This is a genomic window from Chryseobacterium sp. MEBOG06, from assembly GCF_021869765.1.
Classification (GTDB): domain Bacteria; phylum Bacteroidota; class Bacteroidia; order Flavobacteriales; family Weeksellaceae; genus Chryseobacterium.
Map to the genome: position 1 here is coordinate 2,586,354 of NZ_CP084580.1, position 16,107 is coordinate 2,602,460.

General features: G+C 34.9%; 17 protein-coding genes. 10 read left to right on the plus strand and 7 right to left on the minus strand.

The features are described 5' to 3' along the window. The first annotated feature begins 41 nt into the window (after positions 1-41). Together LF887_RS11820 and LF887_RS11825 are read left to right on the plus strand one after the other, a co-directional pair. Positions 42-1,364: a phosphatidylserine decarboxylase family protein gene (locus LF887_RS11820; protein WP_236859390.1), complete on the plus strand. Its 1,323-nt coding sequence runs from the start codon at positions 42-44 to the stop codon at positions 1,362-1,364. 326 nt (positions 1,365-1,690) lie between these two features. Next, positions 1,691-2,179 (plus strand): hypothetical protein, encoded by a 489-nt coding sequence (locus LF887_RS11825; RefSeq protein ID WP_236859391.1) that lies wholly within the window; start codon positions 1,691-1,693, stop codon positions 2,177-2,179. 53 nt (positions 2,180-2,232) lie between these two features. Here the strand turns inward: LF887_RS11825 and LF887_RS11830 are convergent, their stop codons facing one another. Both LF887_RS11830 and LF887_RS11835 read right to left on the minus strand, forming a co-directional pair. Beyond that, on the minus strand, positions 2,233-3,042 hold the full coding sequence (locus LF887_RS11830) for an anti-sigma factor domain-containing protein (protein WP_236859392.1): 810 nt from the start codon (positions 3,040-3,042) through the stop codon (positions 2,233-2,235). A 1-nt stretch (position 3,043) separates the two neighbouring features. Then, positions 3,044-3,553: an RNA polymerase sigma factor gene (locus LF887_RS11835; protein ID WP_236859393.1), complete on the minus strand. Its 510-nt coding sequence runs from the start codon at positions 3,551-3,553 to the stop codon at positions 3,044-3,046. A gap of 150 nt (positions 3,554-3,703) precedes the next feature. On the opposite strand from LF887_RS11835, the gene msrB reads away from it, so the two are divergent. The 4 genes from msrB to LF887_RS11855 all read left to right on the plus strand — a co-directional run bounded on the left by msrB (position 3,704) and on the right by LF887_RS11855 (position 6,543). Then, positions 3,704-4,219: a peptide-methionine (R)-S-oxide reductase MsrB gene (gene msrB, locus LF887_RS11840; RefSeq protein WP_236859394.1), complete on the plus strand. Its 516-nt coding sequence runs from the start codon at positions 3,704-3,706 to the stop codon at positions 4,217-4,219. Positions 4,220-4,340: 121 nt separating this feature from the next. Beyond that, complete coding sequence (locus LF887_RS11845; protein WP_236859395.1) at positions 4,341-4,910, plus strand: fasciclin domain-containing protein; 570 nt, start codon at positions 4,341-4,343, stop codon at positions 4,908-4,910. 79 nt (positions 4,911-4,989) lie between these two features. After that, positions 4,990-5,703, plus strand: a complete 714-nt coding sequence (locus LF887_RS11850; protein ID WP_236859396.1) for a ferritin-like domain-containing protein — start codon at positions 4,990-4,992, stop codon at positions 5,701-5,703. 24 nt (positions 5,704-5,727) lie between these two features. Next, positions 5,728-6,543: a ferritin-like domain-containing protein gene (locus LF887_RS11855; RefSeq protein ID WP_236859397.1), complete on the plus strand. Its 816-nt coding sequence runs from the start codon at positions 5,728-5,730 to the stop codon at positions 6,541-6,543. A gap of 128 nt (positions 6,544-6,671) precedes the next feature. On the opposite strand, the gene LF887_RS11860 is transcribed toward LF887_RS11855, so the two are convergent. After that, positions 6,672-7,460, minus strand: a complete 789-nt coding sequence (locus LF887_RS11860) for an XRE family transcriptional regulator (protein WP_236859398.1) — start codon at positions 7,458-7,460, stop codon at positions 6,672-6,674. A 447-nt stretch (positions 7,461-7,907) separates the two neighbouring features. On the opposite strand from LF887_RS11860, the gene LF887_RS11865 reads away from it, so the two are divergent. The 3 genes from LF887_RS11865 to LF887_RS11875 all read left to right on the plus strand — a co-directional run bounded on the left by LF887_RS11865 (position 7,908) and on the right by LF887_RS11875 (position 9,753). After that, positions 7,908-8,192, plus strand: a complete 285-nt coding sequence (locus tag LF887_RS11865; protein ID WP_236859399.1) for a bacteriocin-like protein — start codon at positions 7,908-7,910, stop codon at positions 8,190-8,192. Positions 8,193-8,532: 340 nt separating this feature from the next. Next, positions 8,533-8,958, plus strand: a complete 426-nt coding sequence (locus LF887_RS11870) for a RidA family protein (RefSeq protein ID WP_236859400.1) — start codon at positions 8,533-8,535, stop codon at positions 8,956-8,958. Positions 8,959-9,162: 204 nt separating this feature from the next. After that, positions 9,163-9,753, plus strand: coding sequence for a methyltransferase domain-containing protein (locus tag LF887_RS11875; RefSeq protein ID WP_236859401.1), 591 nt, complete (start codon positions 9,163-9,165; stop codon positions 9,751-9,753). Positions 9,754-9,879: 126 nt separating this feature from the next. On the opposite strand, the gene LF887_RS11880 is transcribed toward LF887_RS11875, so the two are convergent. Both LF887_RS11880 and LF887_RS11885 read right to left on the minus strand, forming a co-directional pair. Continuing rightward, positions 9,880-10,710, minus strand: a complete 831-nt coding sequence (locus tag LF887_RS11880) for a hypothetical protein (protein ID WP_236859402.1) — start codon at positions 10,708-10,710, stop codon at positions 9,880-9,882. Positions 10,711-11,117: 407 nt separating this feature from the next. Then, a complete protein-coding gene (locus tag LF887_RS11885; RefSeq protein WP_236859403.1) occupies positions 11,118-11,459 on the minus strand; it encodes a helix-turn-helix domain-containing protein in 342 nt (113 codons plus the stop codon). Between the two features lie 636 nt (positions 11,460-12,095). Between LF887_RS11885 and LF887_RS11890 the strand changes: the two genes are divergently transcribed. Then, positions 12,096-13,481, plus strand: a complete 1,386-nt coding sequence (locus LF887_RS11890; protein WP_236859404.1) for a tetratricopeptide repeat protein — start codon at positions 12,096-12,098, stop codon at positions 13,479-13,481. Positions 13,482-14,126: 645 nt separating this feature from the next. Here the strand turns inward: LF887_RS11890 and LF887_RS11895 are convergent. Both LF887_RS11895 and LF887_RS11900 read right to left on the minus strand, forming a co-directional pair. Beyond that, complete coding sequence (locus tag LF887_RS11895; RefSeq protein WP_236859405.1) at positions 14,127-15,527, minus strand: hypothetical protein; 1,401 nt, start codon at positions 15,525-15,527, stop codon at positions 14,127-14,129. Between the two features lie 127 nt (positions 15,528-15,654). Then, positions 15,655-16,092, minus strand: coding sequence for a transposase (locus tag LF887_RS11900; RefSeq protein WP_236859406.1), 438 nt, complete (start codon positions 16,090-16,092; stop codon positions 15,655-15,657). Positions 16,093-16,107: the final 15 nt, after the last annotated feature.

Below are 16,107 nucleotides of genomic sequence, written 5' to 3' on the forward strand. Positions count from 1 at the left end.
GTAACTTTATAGTATAAAAATAACCTTTAAATACTCATATTATGAACCATGTAAAATACAGAGTAGGAAAATGGCTTCCCTCTGACAGAGAATTTCTCAACAGCTGGATAGAGAAAAAAGTGAATCAGGTAAAGCACAACAAGCTACCCTTAAGCCCCGCCGTTGCAGACCTTCGGGATGCCATATACAATGATCCCGTTTTATACATGAGTTTTACCAGTATGTATGATGAAATTCCGCAAGGATACAATGAACCTGTGAAAAACTTTGAAACAATGCTGCTGATCATCAATCAGGTGCTGCAGGAAGCTCCCTGCTACAGTACTATAGAAGACAGTATTGGCCTGGTAGGTTTCCCGATCAATGCTATTGTTGACTGGGCGATGGGCACACAGGCAGGATATTTAACATTTCTTCATCCTGTAGTTAATCAAAAGCTAAGTGTTATTTTAGGAGAATGGAAAACCTTTCTGGAGACGCCCGCATCACAATATGTTCTGGTAGAAGGTCCTGTAAAACAGCCACAACCTGATTATACCAATCCTATCGGCTGGTTTTCGCCGGATGCTTTAGAAGCTATTGCAGCAATGGATCCCCTGAGAGGTCAGGGAAGTAATCCGGAAGATGCCTTAAAGAATTTCATATACAACTACCAGTGCCAGCCCAATCAGCCTCATTTTGGGTTTAAGAGCTGGGATGATTTTTTTACCAGAGAGTTTAATCCCGGTATACGGGAGGTAAGTCCGGAAGATCAGGATCCTTCGGTGATTGTCAATGCCTGCGAATCTGCACCCTATAACTGCGTGACGAATGCAAAAATGAAAGATAAATTCTGGATGAAAGGACAGCCTTATTCCCTGCTTGATATTATGAATCATCATGAACTGGCTCAGCAGTTTGGTGATAACAGTACTGTTTATCAGGCGTTTTTATGTGCAAAAACATATCATAGATGGAATAGCCCTGTAGATGGCAGAGTAGTGGCTATCCAGAACGTTCCGGGAACATATTATGCTGAAGCTCCCATCGAAGGCTATGATCCTTCAGGACCTAATGATTCTCAGGGTTACATTACAGAATTGGCAGCCCGTGCACTGATATTCATTCAGTCGGATAACGAAAAAATCGGACTGATGTGCTTTGCAGCAATTGGCATGGCAGAAGTTTCCAGCTGTGAGATTACTGTACAGGAAGGACAACGTATTAAAAAAGGTGATCCTATCGGTACATTTCATTTCGGTGGTTCCACACATTGTCTGATCTTTAGACCGGAAGTTCATATTAACTTTGATTTTCATGGCCAGACTCCCTGTTTAAATACGTATAATATTCCTCTAAAAGCAAGAATTGGAGTTGTTGGATAAGCAAATCAATAATCATTTAGTAACTATAAGTTCCAAAAAGACAGAGAATTATTTTCTGTCTTTTTACTTTTACGACAGAAAGTAAGAAACTTATTCCAAATTCGATAAAAGCAATGATATCAGCAGATTAATCTCTTAGTTATCAGGCAATCAGATGAATATTAAATACGAAATTAATTTTTAAACTCAAATTTTCAATTTTTCTATCTGAATGGTCTTGCTATTTTTAATTACAGAAAGACAAGCTGATTAAAATTTCAGAAATACGCTGCCGGAACATTTAATAAAAAAAAGGTATATTTACATACACCATAAAATTTATTAATATGTCATTCATAACACCAGAAGGAGCCAGAAAGGCTCAACTCGACTTATCTGAGAGGACAACTGTAGCCAATGCACTTCTTGCAGGTACAGAAAATATTTCAAAGTATAACACAGGAGTTTGTCATGATGTGGTAGCCTATGCCTTGTATATGCGGGGTGCCAGAATAAGCCCCACTGAACTTGCAGAATCAACGGGACAAAGATGGTTAAACAAATTCAACTATTTGGGAGGCCAAAAGTGGAACGGATATTCTGTAATTCCTAAGGGAAAAGCAATTGGTTTCTATAGAGTTATAGACAAAACATTCTTTCATTCTGCGATCAGTACAGGCCACATGAATCAAATCCGTTCTGTAAATGGATTTAAATTAGGTTCAGCCTGGAACATTCATGCCGACATGAAATATGAATTAGGAAAAATAGATCCTACGGACGGTACTTTTATGTATGATGGTACCAAAGTAGAAGTTTATATCTCTGACCTATAATATCTCTATCAAAAGATAATAACATCTTTTGAAAAGTAGGTAATGGCAGGAAATTAAACTCCTCCCATTACGTACATATTTTCCATAGTAGGTACTTTGCTGCCGCCTTCTTTTTCAAGAGTGATAGCAAATGCCTGCGCCTGGGGAATATTTGCCAATGCAACAAGACTGTCTTTATCTTCAGAGTAAAGGCCTGCACTTACAGGTTTCCCATCAGCGATAGCCCATAGCTGATACTGCATTCCTGCAGGAGCTTTAGGTAGACTTTCGGCGTTCAGATATACTTCTTTGGTCTTTTTATCCCAGAAAACAAGTGCTTTAGAATCAGTATGTTTTTCTACTCCTTTCAGTGTAACCATCTGCATATCCGGGTTAGAAAACATTTCTACTTTCTGGTTCATTTTCTGAATCATCAGATCCTGAGACTGCTTTTCAGTATTTAGCTTTGCAATTTCCTTATGTGTATCAGATTGTTCTCTGATCCAAAAAAGATTTCCGGCAATACTGCCTAAAAACAAAACAGAAGCAGCTATTGCTAAACCTTTCCAGTTATTATTCCTGTGAATTCTAACTTCTTCCTGAGGTTTCGCCACAGGTAGATCTGTAACAACAACAGGTTTAATTTCGTTAGAAGTCTCTTCTTGCTGAATTTTGCTCCAGATCTTAGATTTTAAGTCATTTGGAGGTGTTACAGCCTGTGCTGTAGCAAGATTTTCCAAAGTTTTCTGAGCCTCTTCAAAAGCTTCTTTTACCTCAGCATTATTTTTCATCACACACTCCAAAATCCCTGCTTCCTCATGAGAAGCATGGCCTAGAATATAAGATTCTATAATTCCGGATGAGATGTATTCTTTAGTGTTCAATTTATTGATAATCTTTTAACAAATCCTTTAATGTCATCAATGCGTTTCGCATTTTCGTTTTTACCGTTCCCAGCGGTATCTTCAGTTTATCGGATATTTCAGATTGGGTATATCCCTGATAATAAGCCAGATTGATAAGCTCCTGCTTATCAACTTCAAGACCTTCAAGTACATTATTAAACCCGATATAATCGGAAGAATGATTGGTCGTTGAAAGCTCTGCAGTATTATATACGAAATCTGGAAGTGATTGGTTTTTAAGCTGATTTTGAAATCCTTTAGATTTGAGATAATCTATTGCTGTATTCCTGGCAATATTAATCATCCAGGTATAAAATCTTCCCTTAGAAGTATCATATTGGTGGATAGAGTGCCAGATTTTAACAAAAACATCCTGAATAACTTCTTCAGTGTATTCTTTAGACTGAACAATTCGAAGAATAACCCCATATAACGCACCAGAATAGTGGTCATACAGGTAATGAAAACCATTTTCGTTTTTTTCTTTCAATAAAACGATAAGTTCCTCTTCCGAATAGGTTGTTTTAATAGCTTTATTTTTTCAATCCAAATGTAGTGAAATAAAACACATCTCCAATAAAATCCGAATAATATTTTATTTCGTACATGATAATAGGAGAATATTTGAAAAATATTAAATATGAAAAACTTAACTTCAAAAGCAATACTTATCTGTTGTATTGCACTAGCCACCGGAAAATACAAAGCTCAGACAGATCATCTTAAAACAAAAAATCCCTATTACTCCCGTACAGCACAAAATAAACTGACGGTAAGTAATGCGGAGTGGAAAAAAATATTAAATCCTGAACTGTATAAGGTTGCCAGGGAGGGTGCTACAGAGACTGCTTTTACCGGAAAGTATGATGAATTTGATGAAAAAGGAACTTACTATTGTGCAGTATGTGGAAATCCGCTTTTTCTTTCGACCTCTAAATTTGCTACCACATGCGGATGGCCTTCTTTCTTTGAACCTATCCGTAAAAACAGTATAAAGTACAGAAAAGATACTTCTTACCATATGGTGCGGGAAGAAGTACTGTGCGGAAGATGTGATTCTCACCTTGGGCACGTCTTTGATGATGGCCCGAAACCAACGGGAAAAAGGTTCTGTATGAATTCTGTTTGTCTTGAATTTGTTCCAATTAAAAAATAACAACACTGATTTACAGCAAGTTAAATAAAATACAGCTTTTTTTTAATCTAAAACAAAACCAAGCTCGTAAATGACATTAAGAACGCAAATTATTTATAATTAACTAAAAAAAATCAACGAAATGAACACACAATCAAAAATCGCAGTTTTAGCAATGGTCGCTTTATCATTTGCTTTTAGCGGGAAGGTAAATGCACAGACGATGAAAGAAAAAACAGTAATGGTAGGAGGAGCTCCTATGTATCCATCCAAAAATATTATTGAAAACGCAGTGAATTCTAAAGATCACAAAACCTTGGTAGCTGCTGTGAAAGCTGCCGGCCTGGTAAGTACTTTAGAAGGAGCAGGGCCATTCACTGTATTGGCTCCTACAGATGCGGCATTTGCCAAGCTTCCGAAAGGAACAGTAGAAAATCTTGTAAAACCGGAAAACAAGGCAATGCTTACCAAGATACTTACTTATCATGTACTTGCAGGAAAATACAGTGCTAAAGATATCTGGGCAGCTGTGGCAGCAGGTAAAGGAAAAAGTATGATGAAAACTGTAGAAGGAGAAGACCTTACATTCTGGACAAAAGGTAAAGACCTTTACGTGAAAGATGCTAAAGGAAACAGTGCAAAAGTTACAATAGCTGATGTAAACCAGTCTAATGGTGTGATCCATGTAATAGATACGGTTCTGATGCCGTAATAAAATTAGTTTTTAAAACAGCATAGCAATATGCTGTTTTTATTCTTGTTACTTATACAAACACTTAAAAATTAATAATATGAAAAATACAATTCATGTATCTAACAAGGGAGCAACTCTTGATACTGGCAGAAGAAACTTTCTGAAGTTAAGTGGAGTAGGAATCGCTATTGCAGGCCTTACCCTTATAGGCTGCAGTGATAATGATGATTTTGAAATTATCAATAACAACCCGGTTTTTGACCTGGGAACAGGAGATGTGGGTATATTAAATTATGCATATGCTCTTGAGCAGCTTGAAGCCGACTTCTATACTAAGGTAGTTAATAATTTCTACTCGGGAATCTCCAATATAGAAAAAGAACTTTTCACAGATTTGTATCACCATGAAGTTATTCACCGTGATTTTTTTAAGGCTGCTATCAGTGGCGCCACACAGAATATACTCCCTACACTGGAATTTCAATATACTAATGTCAATTTCAATGACAGAAATTCGGTATTAGCAACTGCAAAAGCACTTGAAGATACAGGAGTAGCAGCGTATAATGGAGCAGGAAAATACATTACCAATCCTGATTACCTGGTGATTGCAGGAAAAATTGTTTCTGTAGAAGCCAGACACGCATCTGCAATCAGAAATTTAATCAATCCGGGAACTGCTGCTTTTTCAGGGGATGACGTGATTGATGCAAACGGACTTGACGTGGCAAAAGAACCTAAAGACATCATAATGGCTGCCGGAGGGTTTATAAAAACGCCTTTCACATGGAAAGAAAGAGGCATTAACTAATCATTCACCTTTAAATCTTGTATTATGAATATTCTTAAATTATTAGACAAACTTTCTAATGACAAGTTTTTTACTGAGAAAACTTCAAGATTAGATTCTCTTCATACTATTTCGGCATTTGGAAAAAAAGCCGCTATAGCAACTGTTCCCCTTGGACTAGGCACAATGATGTCAACTCCGGTAAAAGCAGAAGCACCAGATACAAAGGCATCTGCAGCCTTTTTGAAAAGCACTTTAACGGATGCTTTGCAGCTTGCCTTGGTACTGGAATACCTTGAAAATGAATACTACAATATCGGGCTTTCTACAGCAGGACTTATACCGAGTGCAGACAGAGTTGTTTTTATGCAGATCTCAAAACATGAGTCTGCCCATGTTAATTTTCTGAAAAGCACGCTTACCTCTCTGGGAACAACTCCGGGGACAAAACCTACTTTTGACTTTACAGCAGGTGGTAGTTTTACTCCGTTTACAGATTACAATCAGTTTCTTACTCTGTCTCAGGCTTTTGAAGATACAGGGGTAAGAGCTTACAAAGGCCAGGCAGGAAATGTGATGTCCAATAAGGCTGTTCTACAGGCAGCTTTACAGATTCACTCGGTAGAAGCAAGACATGCTTCTCAGGTAAGAAGAATGCGTGGTAATAAAGGCTGGATCGAACTGGCGAACGGTGGAAATATGCCTTCTGCGACTAATCCGGTCTATGCAGGCGAAGACAACGTTAACCAGGCTGGTTACAATACATCAACTTTATTTGGCGCTGCAGCAGGTTCTGCGGCTTACGATGAAGTTCTTAGTGGTAGTGATGCACAGGCCATTGCTTCATTATTTATAGTATAGTTAATTATATTTAATAATATGAATGGCGGAGTCCTTTTCCATACTATATGGGAAGGGACTTTTTTTGTCGAAAATTTTAATATTTAAAAAGGCTTTCTATTGAGCTAAAAAGCCTTTTATTAATAGTATCATGAAGTTTTACGGCGCTTACCGGAAACTTTACGGTCAAGATCTTTGATGTCCTGTCTCAGCTCACGGAACATTTCTTTAAAATTATTACTTTCGTAATCTCCCGGTTCAAAGTCTTCGGGGAAAATTCCTGAAGCATACTGCCATATTTCTACCACTTCGTCAAACGGAATATCATAAGCTTCATAGAATGAGTTGTCAGCACTTACACAGATTGAATTTCCTTTTCTTTCCTTAAATCTCTTATAAGTAATACCGTCATTCAGCGTTACAAATACATATGTTTTTCCGGGTTTCAGCTCATTGATACCTTCTACATATTTACCTACTATATAAGAACCGTTTCTGAAAGGCGGCATAGAGTCTCCGTCGGCAGGAAAAGCTCTGTACTTTCCATTGGTAAGAAAGGGAAGGGCAATGCGCTGAAGACTTTCAATATATTCCACATCGCTATAGCCTTCCAGATATCCCATTGAAGCTTTCTGAGGAATAATTTCTATGGTATCATTTCCATAGTTATCTACTGCCACGGGAAGTACAATCCTGTTGTCCGGAAGTTTCAGCATTTCCTCTATAGGATATTTCTGAATGTCTACAGACAGCATAAGATCAATACTCACATGGAAATATTTGGATATCTTAATAAGGAGCTCAATAGGAGGTTCGGATATTCCATTTTCGTATTTGGAATAGCGGACTCTTGAGATCGTTAATTCAGTGGCGACATTTTGTTGGGAAAGCTTTCTCCCGGCTCTTAAGAAGCGTATATTATTTGAAAAAATTGACATTAATAATAGTATAGGTAAGCAAAAATACAAAATTTGATATTGTTATCAATAATCAGAACAGGTTTTACCATAAGAAGTGAAGAATTTCTGCATTTCTTTCCTGTTTTTTTGAAATCGAAGGTGATAAAAGCTTTTTTACAACAAATTTTTCTTCCGCTAAAGTCGATATCAGCCCGAATATCTACCTGTTTTCTCTGCTTTGAAGAATAATCATAAATAAACAGTATTTGATGCAAAATATTAACTCTACATTTTCCAAATTGAGTTATTTTTTTTAACATTTAGAAAATCAATCAGATATAAATTAAAATGATATTTTCATTAAAATACCTTTATATTAATAGAATATTAAATTATAAAAATATTTAATTATTTTATTCGAAATAATACCATCATATTGTAATTATTCATATATTCGTGATGTAATAATCATATAAAATTATAGTTATGAAAAACTTAAAAAAATTAGACAGAAACGAACTAAAAACTATTTCAGGTAACGGACTACTAGATCCAATCGGTGGATTACTAGGTGGACTAGGAGGAGTAGTTGGTGGAGTAGTAGGTGGTGTAGGTACTATCGTTGGCGGTGTAGTTAGCGGTGTAGGATCTACAGTAGGTGGAGTAGTTGGCGGCGTAGGTACCGTTGTAGGAAACGCATTATGCCAAACACAGTGTGTAATCAATGGTGTAATCCACATCAGATTATTAGAGTGTGGTTCTACTTGCTAATCAGCAGACCCCTTAAGATGTAAAAAATTCAACCGCTCTGAAAAGAGCGGTTTTTTTATCATTGTATGGGAGGAAATACTAGAATAGTCAGTTATATTTTAAATCAATATCACTGCAATGGCCTATTGTAAACATCCATCAGAAAAATCTGTAAATATACTGTTCTTAAAAATGAATAATATCAACATATGTATAGTTTTCTTATCATTTAGCAGCCTAGATTTGCTTTAATAATTTAAGAAAAAATACAATGAACTCTATAGTATTAAGTTTACCGGCTCTCTTTATGGGATTTCTGGCATTTTCACAAAATACGGTTAGTAACAATAAACAAATGAACATGAATACCATAATATACAAAAATCCAAAAACTCTTTTTGATCCGACGCCCTATGCTTTTTCTCATTCTGCAGTACCTGTAGAGTCTGAAGGCAAATATGTATTTATATCCGGGCAAAGTGGTGGTGAAGGGTTAAACCATTATCTTTCCAAAGACTTCCGAACCCAGGTTAGAACCTCACTGCAAAATCTGGAGACTGTACTGGATGAATATGGATTAGAAGTCAAAGATGTGCTTAAGATTACAATTCTGATTGTGGATCATAACCAGGAGAAACTTAAAATATGGTCAGAGGAAATTCATAAAGCATGGAAAGGTCATCAGTTTCCGGCAAGCACCTTAATCCCGGTTCCAAAGCTTGCGCTGGATGATATGCTGATAGAGGTGGATGCCGTAGCTTTTATGAAAAAAAATAAAGGAGAATAAATCCTCTCTGCCAAACCAAATATTGGTAAGTATGTATCGGCAATTAAGTAAATTAAAAGTTATTTCAGAAAAGTCTGAGTTCTCACAGATCTGTAGTTTTTCTGAAATAACTTTCATCAATTTTAAACTTTACACCTTGTAGTATGATTTTTGCACTGAAGTAGATGATTTTTTACTAATGAAGAATATATACGTTGTACACAAATGATTTTTAATGACATTAAATCAAATAAAGAGGTGAAAGACAGCACCTTTAACAGGCTATATCCCAAACATATCAATGAATTGGCAGGTAATCATTGGACTCCTGTTGCCATAGCAAGAATGGCTGCAGCGTATCTGGCTGAGAAGCCCAACAGTAAAATATTGGATATTGGTGCCGGTGCCGGAAAATTTTGTCTGGTAGGAGCTGCCTCTACAAAAGGAATGTTTTTTGGTGTAGAGCAAAGAGAATCCCTTACCAAAATATCAAAAAAAATAGCGGAGAAACATAAAATTTCTAATGTGGAATTTATTCACTCCAACATCAATAAAATCTCTTTTTCCGACTATGATGCGTTCTATTTTTTTAATTCTTTTTACGAAAATATAGATACTTTATCTTTAATAGACAATACCATACTTCCGGATAAAGACTTATATTTTGCTTATTCGGATTATGTAAAAGAACAGCTCGACAAAACCCCTTCAGGAACACGTCTGGTAACCTATTGGAGCAAATGGGATGAAGTCCCCAGCAGTTTTAATTTAATCGCAACAGACTGCAACGGATTATTAAACTTCTGGGAAAAATAAAGTCTGACTTTACAAAACAGACAATAGCTTTATAAAAATTTCTGAAAAAACCGAAAATTTTTATAAAACTATTATTTTATTCCTTTGCAGTATTCCAATCAGGCAGAAAATTTCACAGCTCCGGATTTAGTTGGTAGGTATAGCATAGATTAAGTTTTCAGACCAGCTTCCTCCATATGCATTGATAGAAGTAGCGGCTGTTGCAGTTCCTGCGACCACGGCATTTCCTACAATATATTTATATCTTTTAGTCGTTCCGGAAGAATTTTCTATATAAATATTTCCGTTTGTCATTGTATATCTTGAATTTCCTGCTGACATACTTGTTGGGCCCTGTATCTGTGTACTTACATACCTTGGTGTCGTGTTTACATCATTTGATCGAATGCCGGTATCGCCAATAGCAATGCCTGCTTCATCTGAAAATGTACTTCTTATCCACATCCAGTCATTAGCTGTTAGATTAGTTCCTATAGGAGCTACGATCTGAGTGACTGATACCAGCCATTTTCCCGGTCCCAAGTCAATATAAGACCCAGTATACACAAAAGTTGAGCTTGCTACAAAGGGGATATTAACGCCTGGACCATTTACCCCTCTGGTTAAACCTAGGGTAATTGGTTTCCATTGTCCTTTACCATCGGCATCAGACGTTAAAACATAATCTTTAAACTCCGATCCGTCTTTTATGGTAATACCTGAAATGGGAGCCGTAGGTGTACCTTTTGTTTTTACTTCGATACTAGTTGTAGGATTATTCGTTCCTATCCCTATGAAGCCATTGGAGTTAATGACAACATCATCTGCCTGATTCGCCAGACTTATATTACCTGTAGCCTCATTATTTTTTGATCCATCAATGTGAAGGATTGCTTTGGGATTAGGAGTATTGATACCAACTTGCCCAAAAAGGGCAGTACCAATACAAAGAATGCCAATACATGATATTTTTTTCATTTTCTTAGGTTTTTTTAATTTATTACTGTTTTAAACTATAGTTTTCGGATCTCTGTTCTCAAAAGATCATTTCAGGTTTTTATATTTATTGCCTATTTATAGAGGGTTGTTTTGGGAATATTATATTCTTGTATGATCTGTCCATTGTTTTTTGTATTGGTCTGCAGAAGTTCCAAAACAAAAAGAACCATCTCTTTTGTATAAATGTTTTTTTCTAAATTCCTGGCAGAGGATTTCTCGGTACAAGAGGTGAGATTATATCCCATTGATTTCGGCGGCGAATACAGGATCAGATGTTGAGTATAGAGTCTGAAAAAATCATAATCCAGAATCTTTCTCCACTTTAAAATAATATGAGTGTCCAGAGATTCATAATTTACTTATATTTAATCACTTGAAAACAGTTACTATACTTTTTTCAGAACCTTTTTTCTCCATTTTGCAATGGTATTTCTACTCATTTTAAAATGGATTGCCAATTGAGAATTATTCAACTTATTTTTCCTCTGATATTCCAAAATAGCTATCATATCTTCTTTGTTGTAGGAACGGTGCGCTTGATTAAACTTTTGCGTTTTGGGACTTTCCAATCCAAATATTTTTTGATTAAGATTAATAATATCAAGACTGGAGAGTTCCTCTTTATTAAGTGTATTTCTGCATTCTTTTTCTTTATATGGATATTTCATTTTAATGATATCCTCAAAAATCCTTTTGTAATTGGGAACTTCTATTTTACATTTTTTCATGATTAATAAGTGTTGGGATGAGACATTCTTAAAAAATCAGTTCAGTTTTTTATCTTTATTAACCCATTGATACAGTGTTCCGTTTTGGGAATATCGTACTTTTTGATAATCTTGGCATACGTGAGATCAAAATATTAGTCTCTTGCACCATTTTTTCAATATGTGTTCCGATGTGTATTTGTTTTAAATTTTCCATAATTTAGAATTTTATGTATTTATATTTTTTGTTTTTCCGGGAGATCGGATTCCCACCTATCCAAAATGGATTGTTATTTATTGCTCTGTTTCATACTTCTTTTATTATTTAATAATTAAGGGAATTCAAATGTGTGTTTAGAATCGTAACTCGAAAATTGACTAGTATAGTTTTCACGAATTGATGTTGCAAATCTACAGCCGCAGAAGTTAAAAAAAGGTACTGCATTCCCACTGCACAATTTCAAAATACTGATTATAAATACTTTATGCTTAACGAGCAGTAGAAGAGTAGTATGGGCCAGAAAGAGAGAATTGAAATTTATTCTATGAAATTCTACTTTTTACGATGTATTGTATTAGTAAATAAAAAATTAATATTTATTTTTGATATAAACTTTTCAGATGTTCCCAACCACTTTCATCATAAAGATATTTTATGTGTTATCTTTATTAATAATTATACCATGCAGCGCTCAGACCTATAGTTTGACTAAGCTTGACAGTATAACCAAAAAGTATAAAGATGAAGGAAATATAGAAGAGGCTGTACAGTTTAATATCAATGCACTCAGGCATTTTGACACGCAGAATAATAGGGAAGGGCTTGTTACAGCATATATTAATATTGGAAATTTGCTTTGTACACTGAGTAAATATAAAGAAAGTCTCATTTATCTGGATAAAGCCAAAGGCGAAATAAATGAGGTGAAAAATCCTAAATTATTGTCAAGACTATACAATGAATATGGTAGGAATTATGCCCTTTTAGGACTGTCTGACCAGTCTAATAGAAATCTCGACAAAGGAATTGACTATGCGAAAAAAATTCCTGATCTAAAACAAAAGAATTATCAGCTTTATTATAGTTATGCATGGAAATGGTTTAATTTTGATAAGCTCCACCAAATAGATTCTCTAAACAGTATGCAAAGGAAAAGCCTTCAGGTTTCTTCAGAGCCAATAGTTTTTGTAAAGGTTGCCTATAAATTCATAAAAAACAAAACACATTTAGATTCCGCTAAATATTATCTTGATAAGGCATCTAATTCTGTAGATAAGTATCCTGTAGAGCAGAAGGGAATGACATTAATGAATTATGGGATTTTTTACATGATTCAGGGAGAGAATGAAAAAGCGTTGGATTATTACCTTCAGTCCCTTGCAATCTATGAGAAAATAAAGAATACTTCTGAGGTCAGAAATTTATACAGCTATATTGCCTACTCGTACAAGCAGTTGAATAATACAGAAAAAGCAGCCGAATATTCTGAAAAACACTCTGAATTAAGCGAAAGAATGAGGGTAGAGAGCAAAGAAGCTATTAATATAGCGGTTGACAGACTTGAAAAAGAGAAGCAGGAAGAACAGAATCAGGAAAGGAAAAAGCTTTATTTTTTGATTTTCTCTGTTATTACTCTTTCACTCGTTACTATATATTTTATCCGTAAAGCTTATGTGAAAAAGCAAAAGCATACAGATAAAATTATTGAAGTGAAGTCGTCGGAAACTGATGAACTAAAAAAGAAAATTAACTCATCTTTCGAAGAAGTTGCTCATTTAGCAAAAGCAAATGATCCTTTTTTTCTTGTCCGTTTTAAAGAGGTATATCCTGAATTTTATCATAATTTAATCTCCAAACATCCCAGTCTTTCGGATCATGATATAAAGTTTTGTGCCTATATCAGATTGGATCTTTCAACAAAAGAAATCGTTGAGTTTGAAAATATAAGTAAACGTACCGTAGAGGCTAAAAAATATAGACTTAAAAAGAAGCTGGAACTCACACCTGAAACTGATCTGAAAAAATGGATTATGGATTTATAGAATTCATTCTTACGGATTTTTCAACTATGATATGTCTGAAACCTAAAAACGAAAACATCATTGAAGAACTTGATATTTAGATGATTACCTACAAAAGATACAGGCAGAATACCTATTTCTGATCTCCAAAGAAATACTTCCGAATTATATCCATTGGAATTATATGACGTGACAGAAGAATTGAAAAAGAAGTCTATAGAAGATATATTATCAGATTATGATGAAGAATCTAAAGAAATTTTTTAGCAATATTTGAATCTGCTGCTTGAAAAAGAATATGGGTTTTAAGCTTCTTTTTGAAAAAAGGCTCAGATTATAAATCCAAGCCTTAATTTTTACACTTTGTAGGAAAATGTCTTTAAGAAAAATTCTTCAGTAAAATTATTATTAAGAATTGAAAAAGAAGTCTATAGAAGATATATTATCAGATTATGATGAAGAATCTAAAGAAATTTTTTAGCAATATTTGAATCTGCTTGAAAAAGAATATGGGTTTTAAGCTTCTTTTTGAAAAAAGGCTCAGATTATAAATCCAAGCCTTAATTTTTACACTTTGTAGGAAAATGTCTTTAAGAAAAATTCTTCAGTAAAATTATTATTAAGAAAGGATTGGGATACTTCCCTTGTACTTTACCTATGGTATATCTATTGTATTTGCTGATATGTAATTGATGATTCATTCCAGTCAAATCTAACATCGAATGAGACCATACCAGCCGTACTAGAAACATTATCTGCGAGTAGGTAATAAGTCTTGTTAGCGCCACTACTATTGTTAACCGCTAAATCTCCTCTTACAATTCCTCTCTGTTCAGATTTTCCGAAGCCTGCTGAAGCTAATCTAGGTAAAATTGCATCAGGTGAAAAAGTTGTAATTGAGACATCTGCTGTAGTATTTGCGATTCTGAATCGGATAAAATTACTTCCTTTAACATAGGTATCTGTTGCTGAATTTATAAATTCAACTCCTAATGTTACATTTAATAACCATTTTCCAGGAGGTAGTGTTATAGGAACTCCCGTATATTTTGCCATATTATTATTCTCAGGATGGGTATAGGTTATTGAAGGGATAGGTAAGGATCCGAAAGAAATAGCTGTTGATTTCCAAGTTGCCAAACCATTACCATCAGATGTCAATACCTTACCTACACCCTGTGTTCCATCAACAATTTTAAGAGCTGCTATTGGGACTAATGCTGTTCCACCAGATTGTACATCTAATCTGGCAGCAGGATTTGTTGTCCCTATTCCTATATTCCCTGATGACTTTATTGTCATTCTAGCTGCAAAATCAGTAGTATTTCTTGTGTGAAATTGCAATCCCGCATAAGCATTAGTAATATCTCTGTCAACTCCTATTATTGCTGCTCCACTAAGTCCCAATGGATTGTTTCCTGGTATAAAATCGATACTTCCAAACCTTGAATTAGTTCCATTAACATTATATAAAGTAATATTTCTAGCTGTACCCTGCCCACATGGTGCACCACAATTGTTGATTCCTGATGTAAAAGCATCTACTGTATTTCCGGCGTAAGCGTTTCGTACTGATAAAATAGCCGTTGGCGCATTAATTCCTATACCTACCTTATTAGTAGCTCCATCCACTGAAAATGCAAAATTATTCACAGAAAAACCATTTGGTTGATTTGTTGTGAAAGCTAATGTATTTGCTCCCTGAGTAACCGTACGGTTTCCGGTAAGTGTTCCGTTTGAATTATAAATATTAGCATTAAGCTTAATCCAGGCACTGCCGTTAAAATAATAGTAACCTATTGCATCAATATTTACAGCAGTACCTGCTAGTGTTCCGGTAGCTATATTATTTACATAGATCATTGTAGAAGTTTCTACTCCTGTCATAGACTGTGCTTTTTGTCTGTCTATTCTTGGTATCAATATTCCCTCAGGATTTGTAGTTATTCCTGTAGAATTTTTAGCCATGATATCTAAAGATGCTTTTGGGTCTGAAGTATTGATACCGACTTGCCCGAAAAGGACATGACCAATACAAAAAATTGCAATACTTGATATTTTTTTCATCTGCTTAGGTTTTTAAGATTTCTTAGCTTTATAATTTTGATTGTACATTTTACAATCGTGTTTTGATAAATTTTTAAAGTTAGCATGTAATAAATTTTACTGAGCTTGCTTAGAATATTCCAAAAAGTCAGTTCAGGTTTCTATATTTATTAAACCATTTATAGAGAGTGGTCTTTGGAATGTTATATTCTTGTATGACTTGAGCTTTGGTTTTTATATTGGTCTCTAAAAGTTCCATAATAAAAAGAATGATCTCTTTCGTATAAATATTTTTTCTAAACTCCGGTAGGCCGGATTTTTCTATAAGGCTGGTACTGTTATATCCCATTGATTGTTGTGGTGAGTACAATATCAGATGCTGCGTGTACAGTCTGAAAAAATCATAGTTAAGAATCTTGCTCCATTTTAAAATAATATGACTGTCAAGAAATTCGCATTGGTACATATTTTCGATCTGCCTTCCATCACAATTAAAATAGTTGCATAGGCGTGAGAGCGAAATATTAGTTTCTTTCACCCTCTTTTCAATAAAGGTTCCGATATGTATTTGTTTTAAACTTTCCATAATTTTAGTGCTTTA

Bases quoted from the DNA above. Each gene is read 5' to 3' on its own strand.
- LF887_RS11820 (WP_236859390.1), top strand. From the start codon at position 42: ATGAACCATGTAAAATACAGAGTAGGAAAATGGCTTCCCTCTGACAGA.
- LF887_RS11825 (WP_236859391.1), top strand. From the start codon at position 1,691: ATGTCATTCATAACACCAGAAGGAGCCAGAAAGGCTCAACTCGACTTA.
- msrB (WP_236859394.1), top strand. From the start codon at position 3,704: ATGAAAAACTTAACTTCAAAAGCAATACTTATCTGTTGTATTGCACTA.
- LF887_RS11845 (WP_236859395.1), top strand. From the start codon at position 4,341: ATGAACACACAATCAAAAATCGCAGTTTTAGCAATGGTCGCTTTATCA.
- LF887_RS11850 (WP_236859396.1), top strand. From the start codon at position 4,990: ATGAAAAATACAATTCATGTATCTAACAAGGGAGCAACTCTTGATACT.
- LF887_RS11855 (WP_236859397.1), top strand. From the start codon at position 5,728: ATGAATATTCTTAAATTATTAGACAAACTTTCTAATGACAAGTTTTTT.
- LF887_RS11860 (WP_236859398.1), bottom strand. From the start codon at position 7,460: ATGTCAATTTTTTCAAATAATATACGCTTCTTAAGAGCCGGGAGAAAG.
- LF887_RS11865 (WP_236859399.1), top strand. From the start codon at position 7,908: ATGAAAAACTTAAAAAAATTAGACAGAAACGAACTAAAAACTATTTCA.
- LF887_RS11870 (WP_236859400.1), top strand. From the start codon at position 8,533: ATGAATACCATAATATACAAAAATCCAAAAACTCTTTTTGATCCGACG.
- LF887_RS11875 (WP_236859401.1), top strand. From the start codon at position 9,163: ATGATTTTTAATGACATTAAATCAAATAAAGAGGTGAAAGACAGCACC.
- LF887_RS11880 (WP_236859402.1), bottom strand. From the start codon at position 10,710: ATGAAAAAAATATCATGTATTGGCATTCTTTGTATTGGTACTGCCCTT.
- LF887_RS11885 (WP_236859403.1), bottom strand. From the start codon at position 11,459: ATGAAAAAATGTAAAATAGAAGTTCCCAATTACAAAAGGATTTTTGAG.
- LF887_RS11895 (WP_236859405.1), bottom strand. From the start codon at position 15,527: ATGAAAAAAATATCAAGTATTGCAATTTTTTGTATTGGTCATGTCCTT.
- LF887_RS11900 (WP_236859406.1), bottom strand. From the start codon at position 16,092: ATGGAAAGTTTAAAACAAATACATATCGGAACCTTTATTGAAAAGAGG.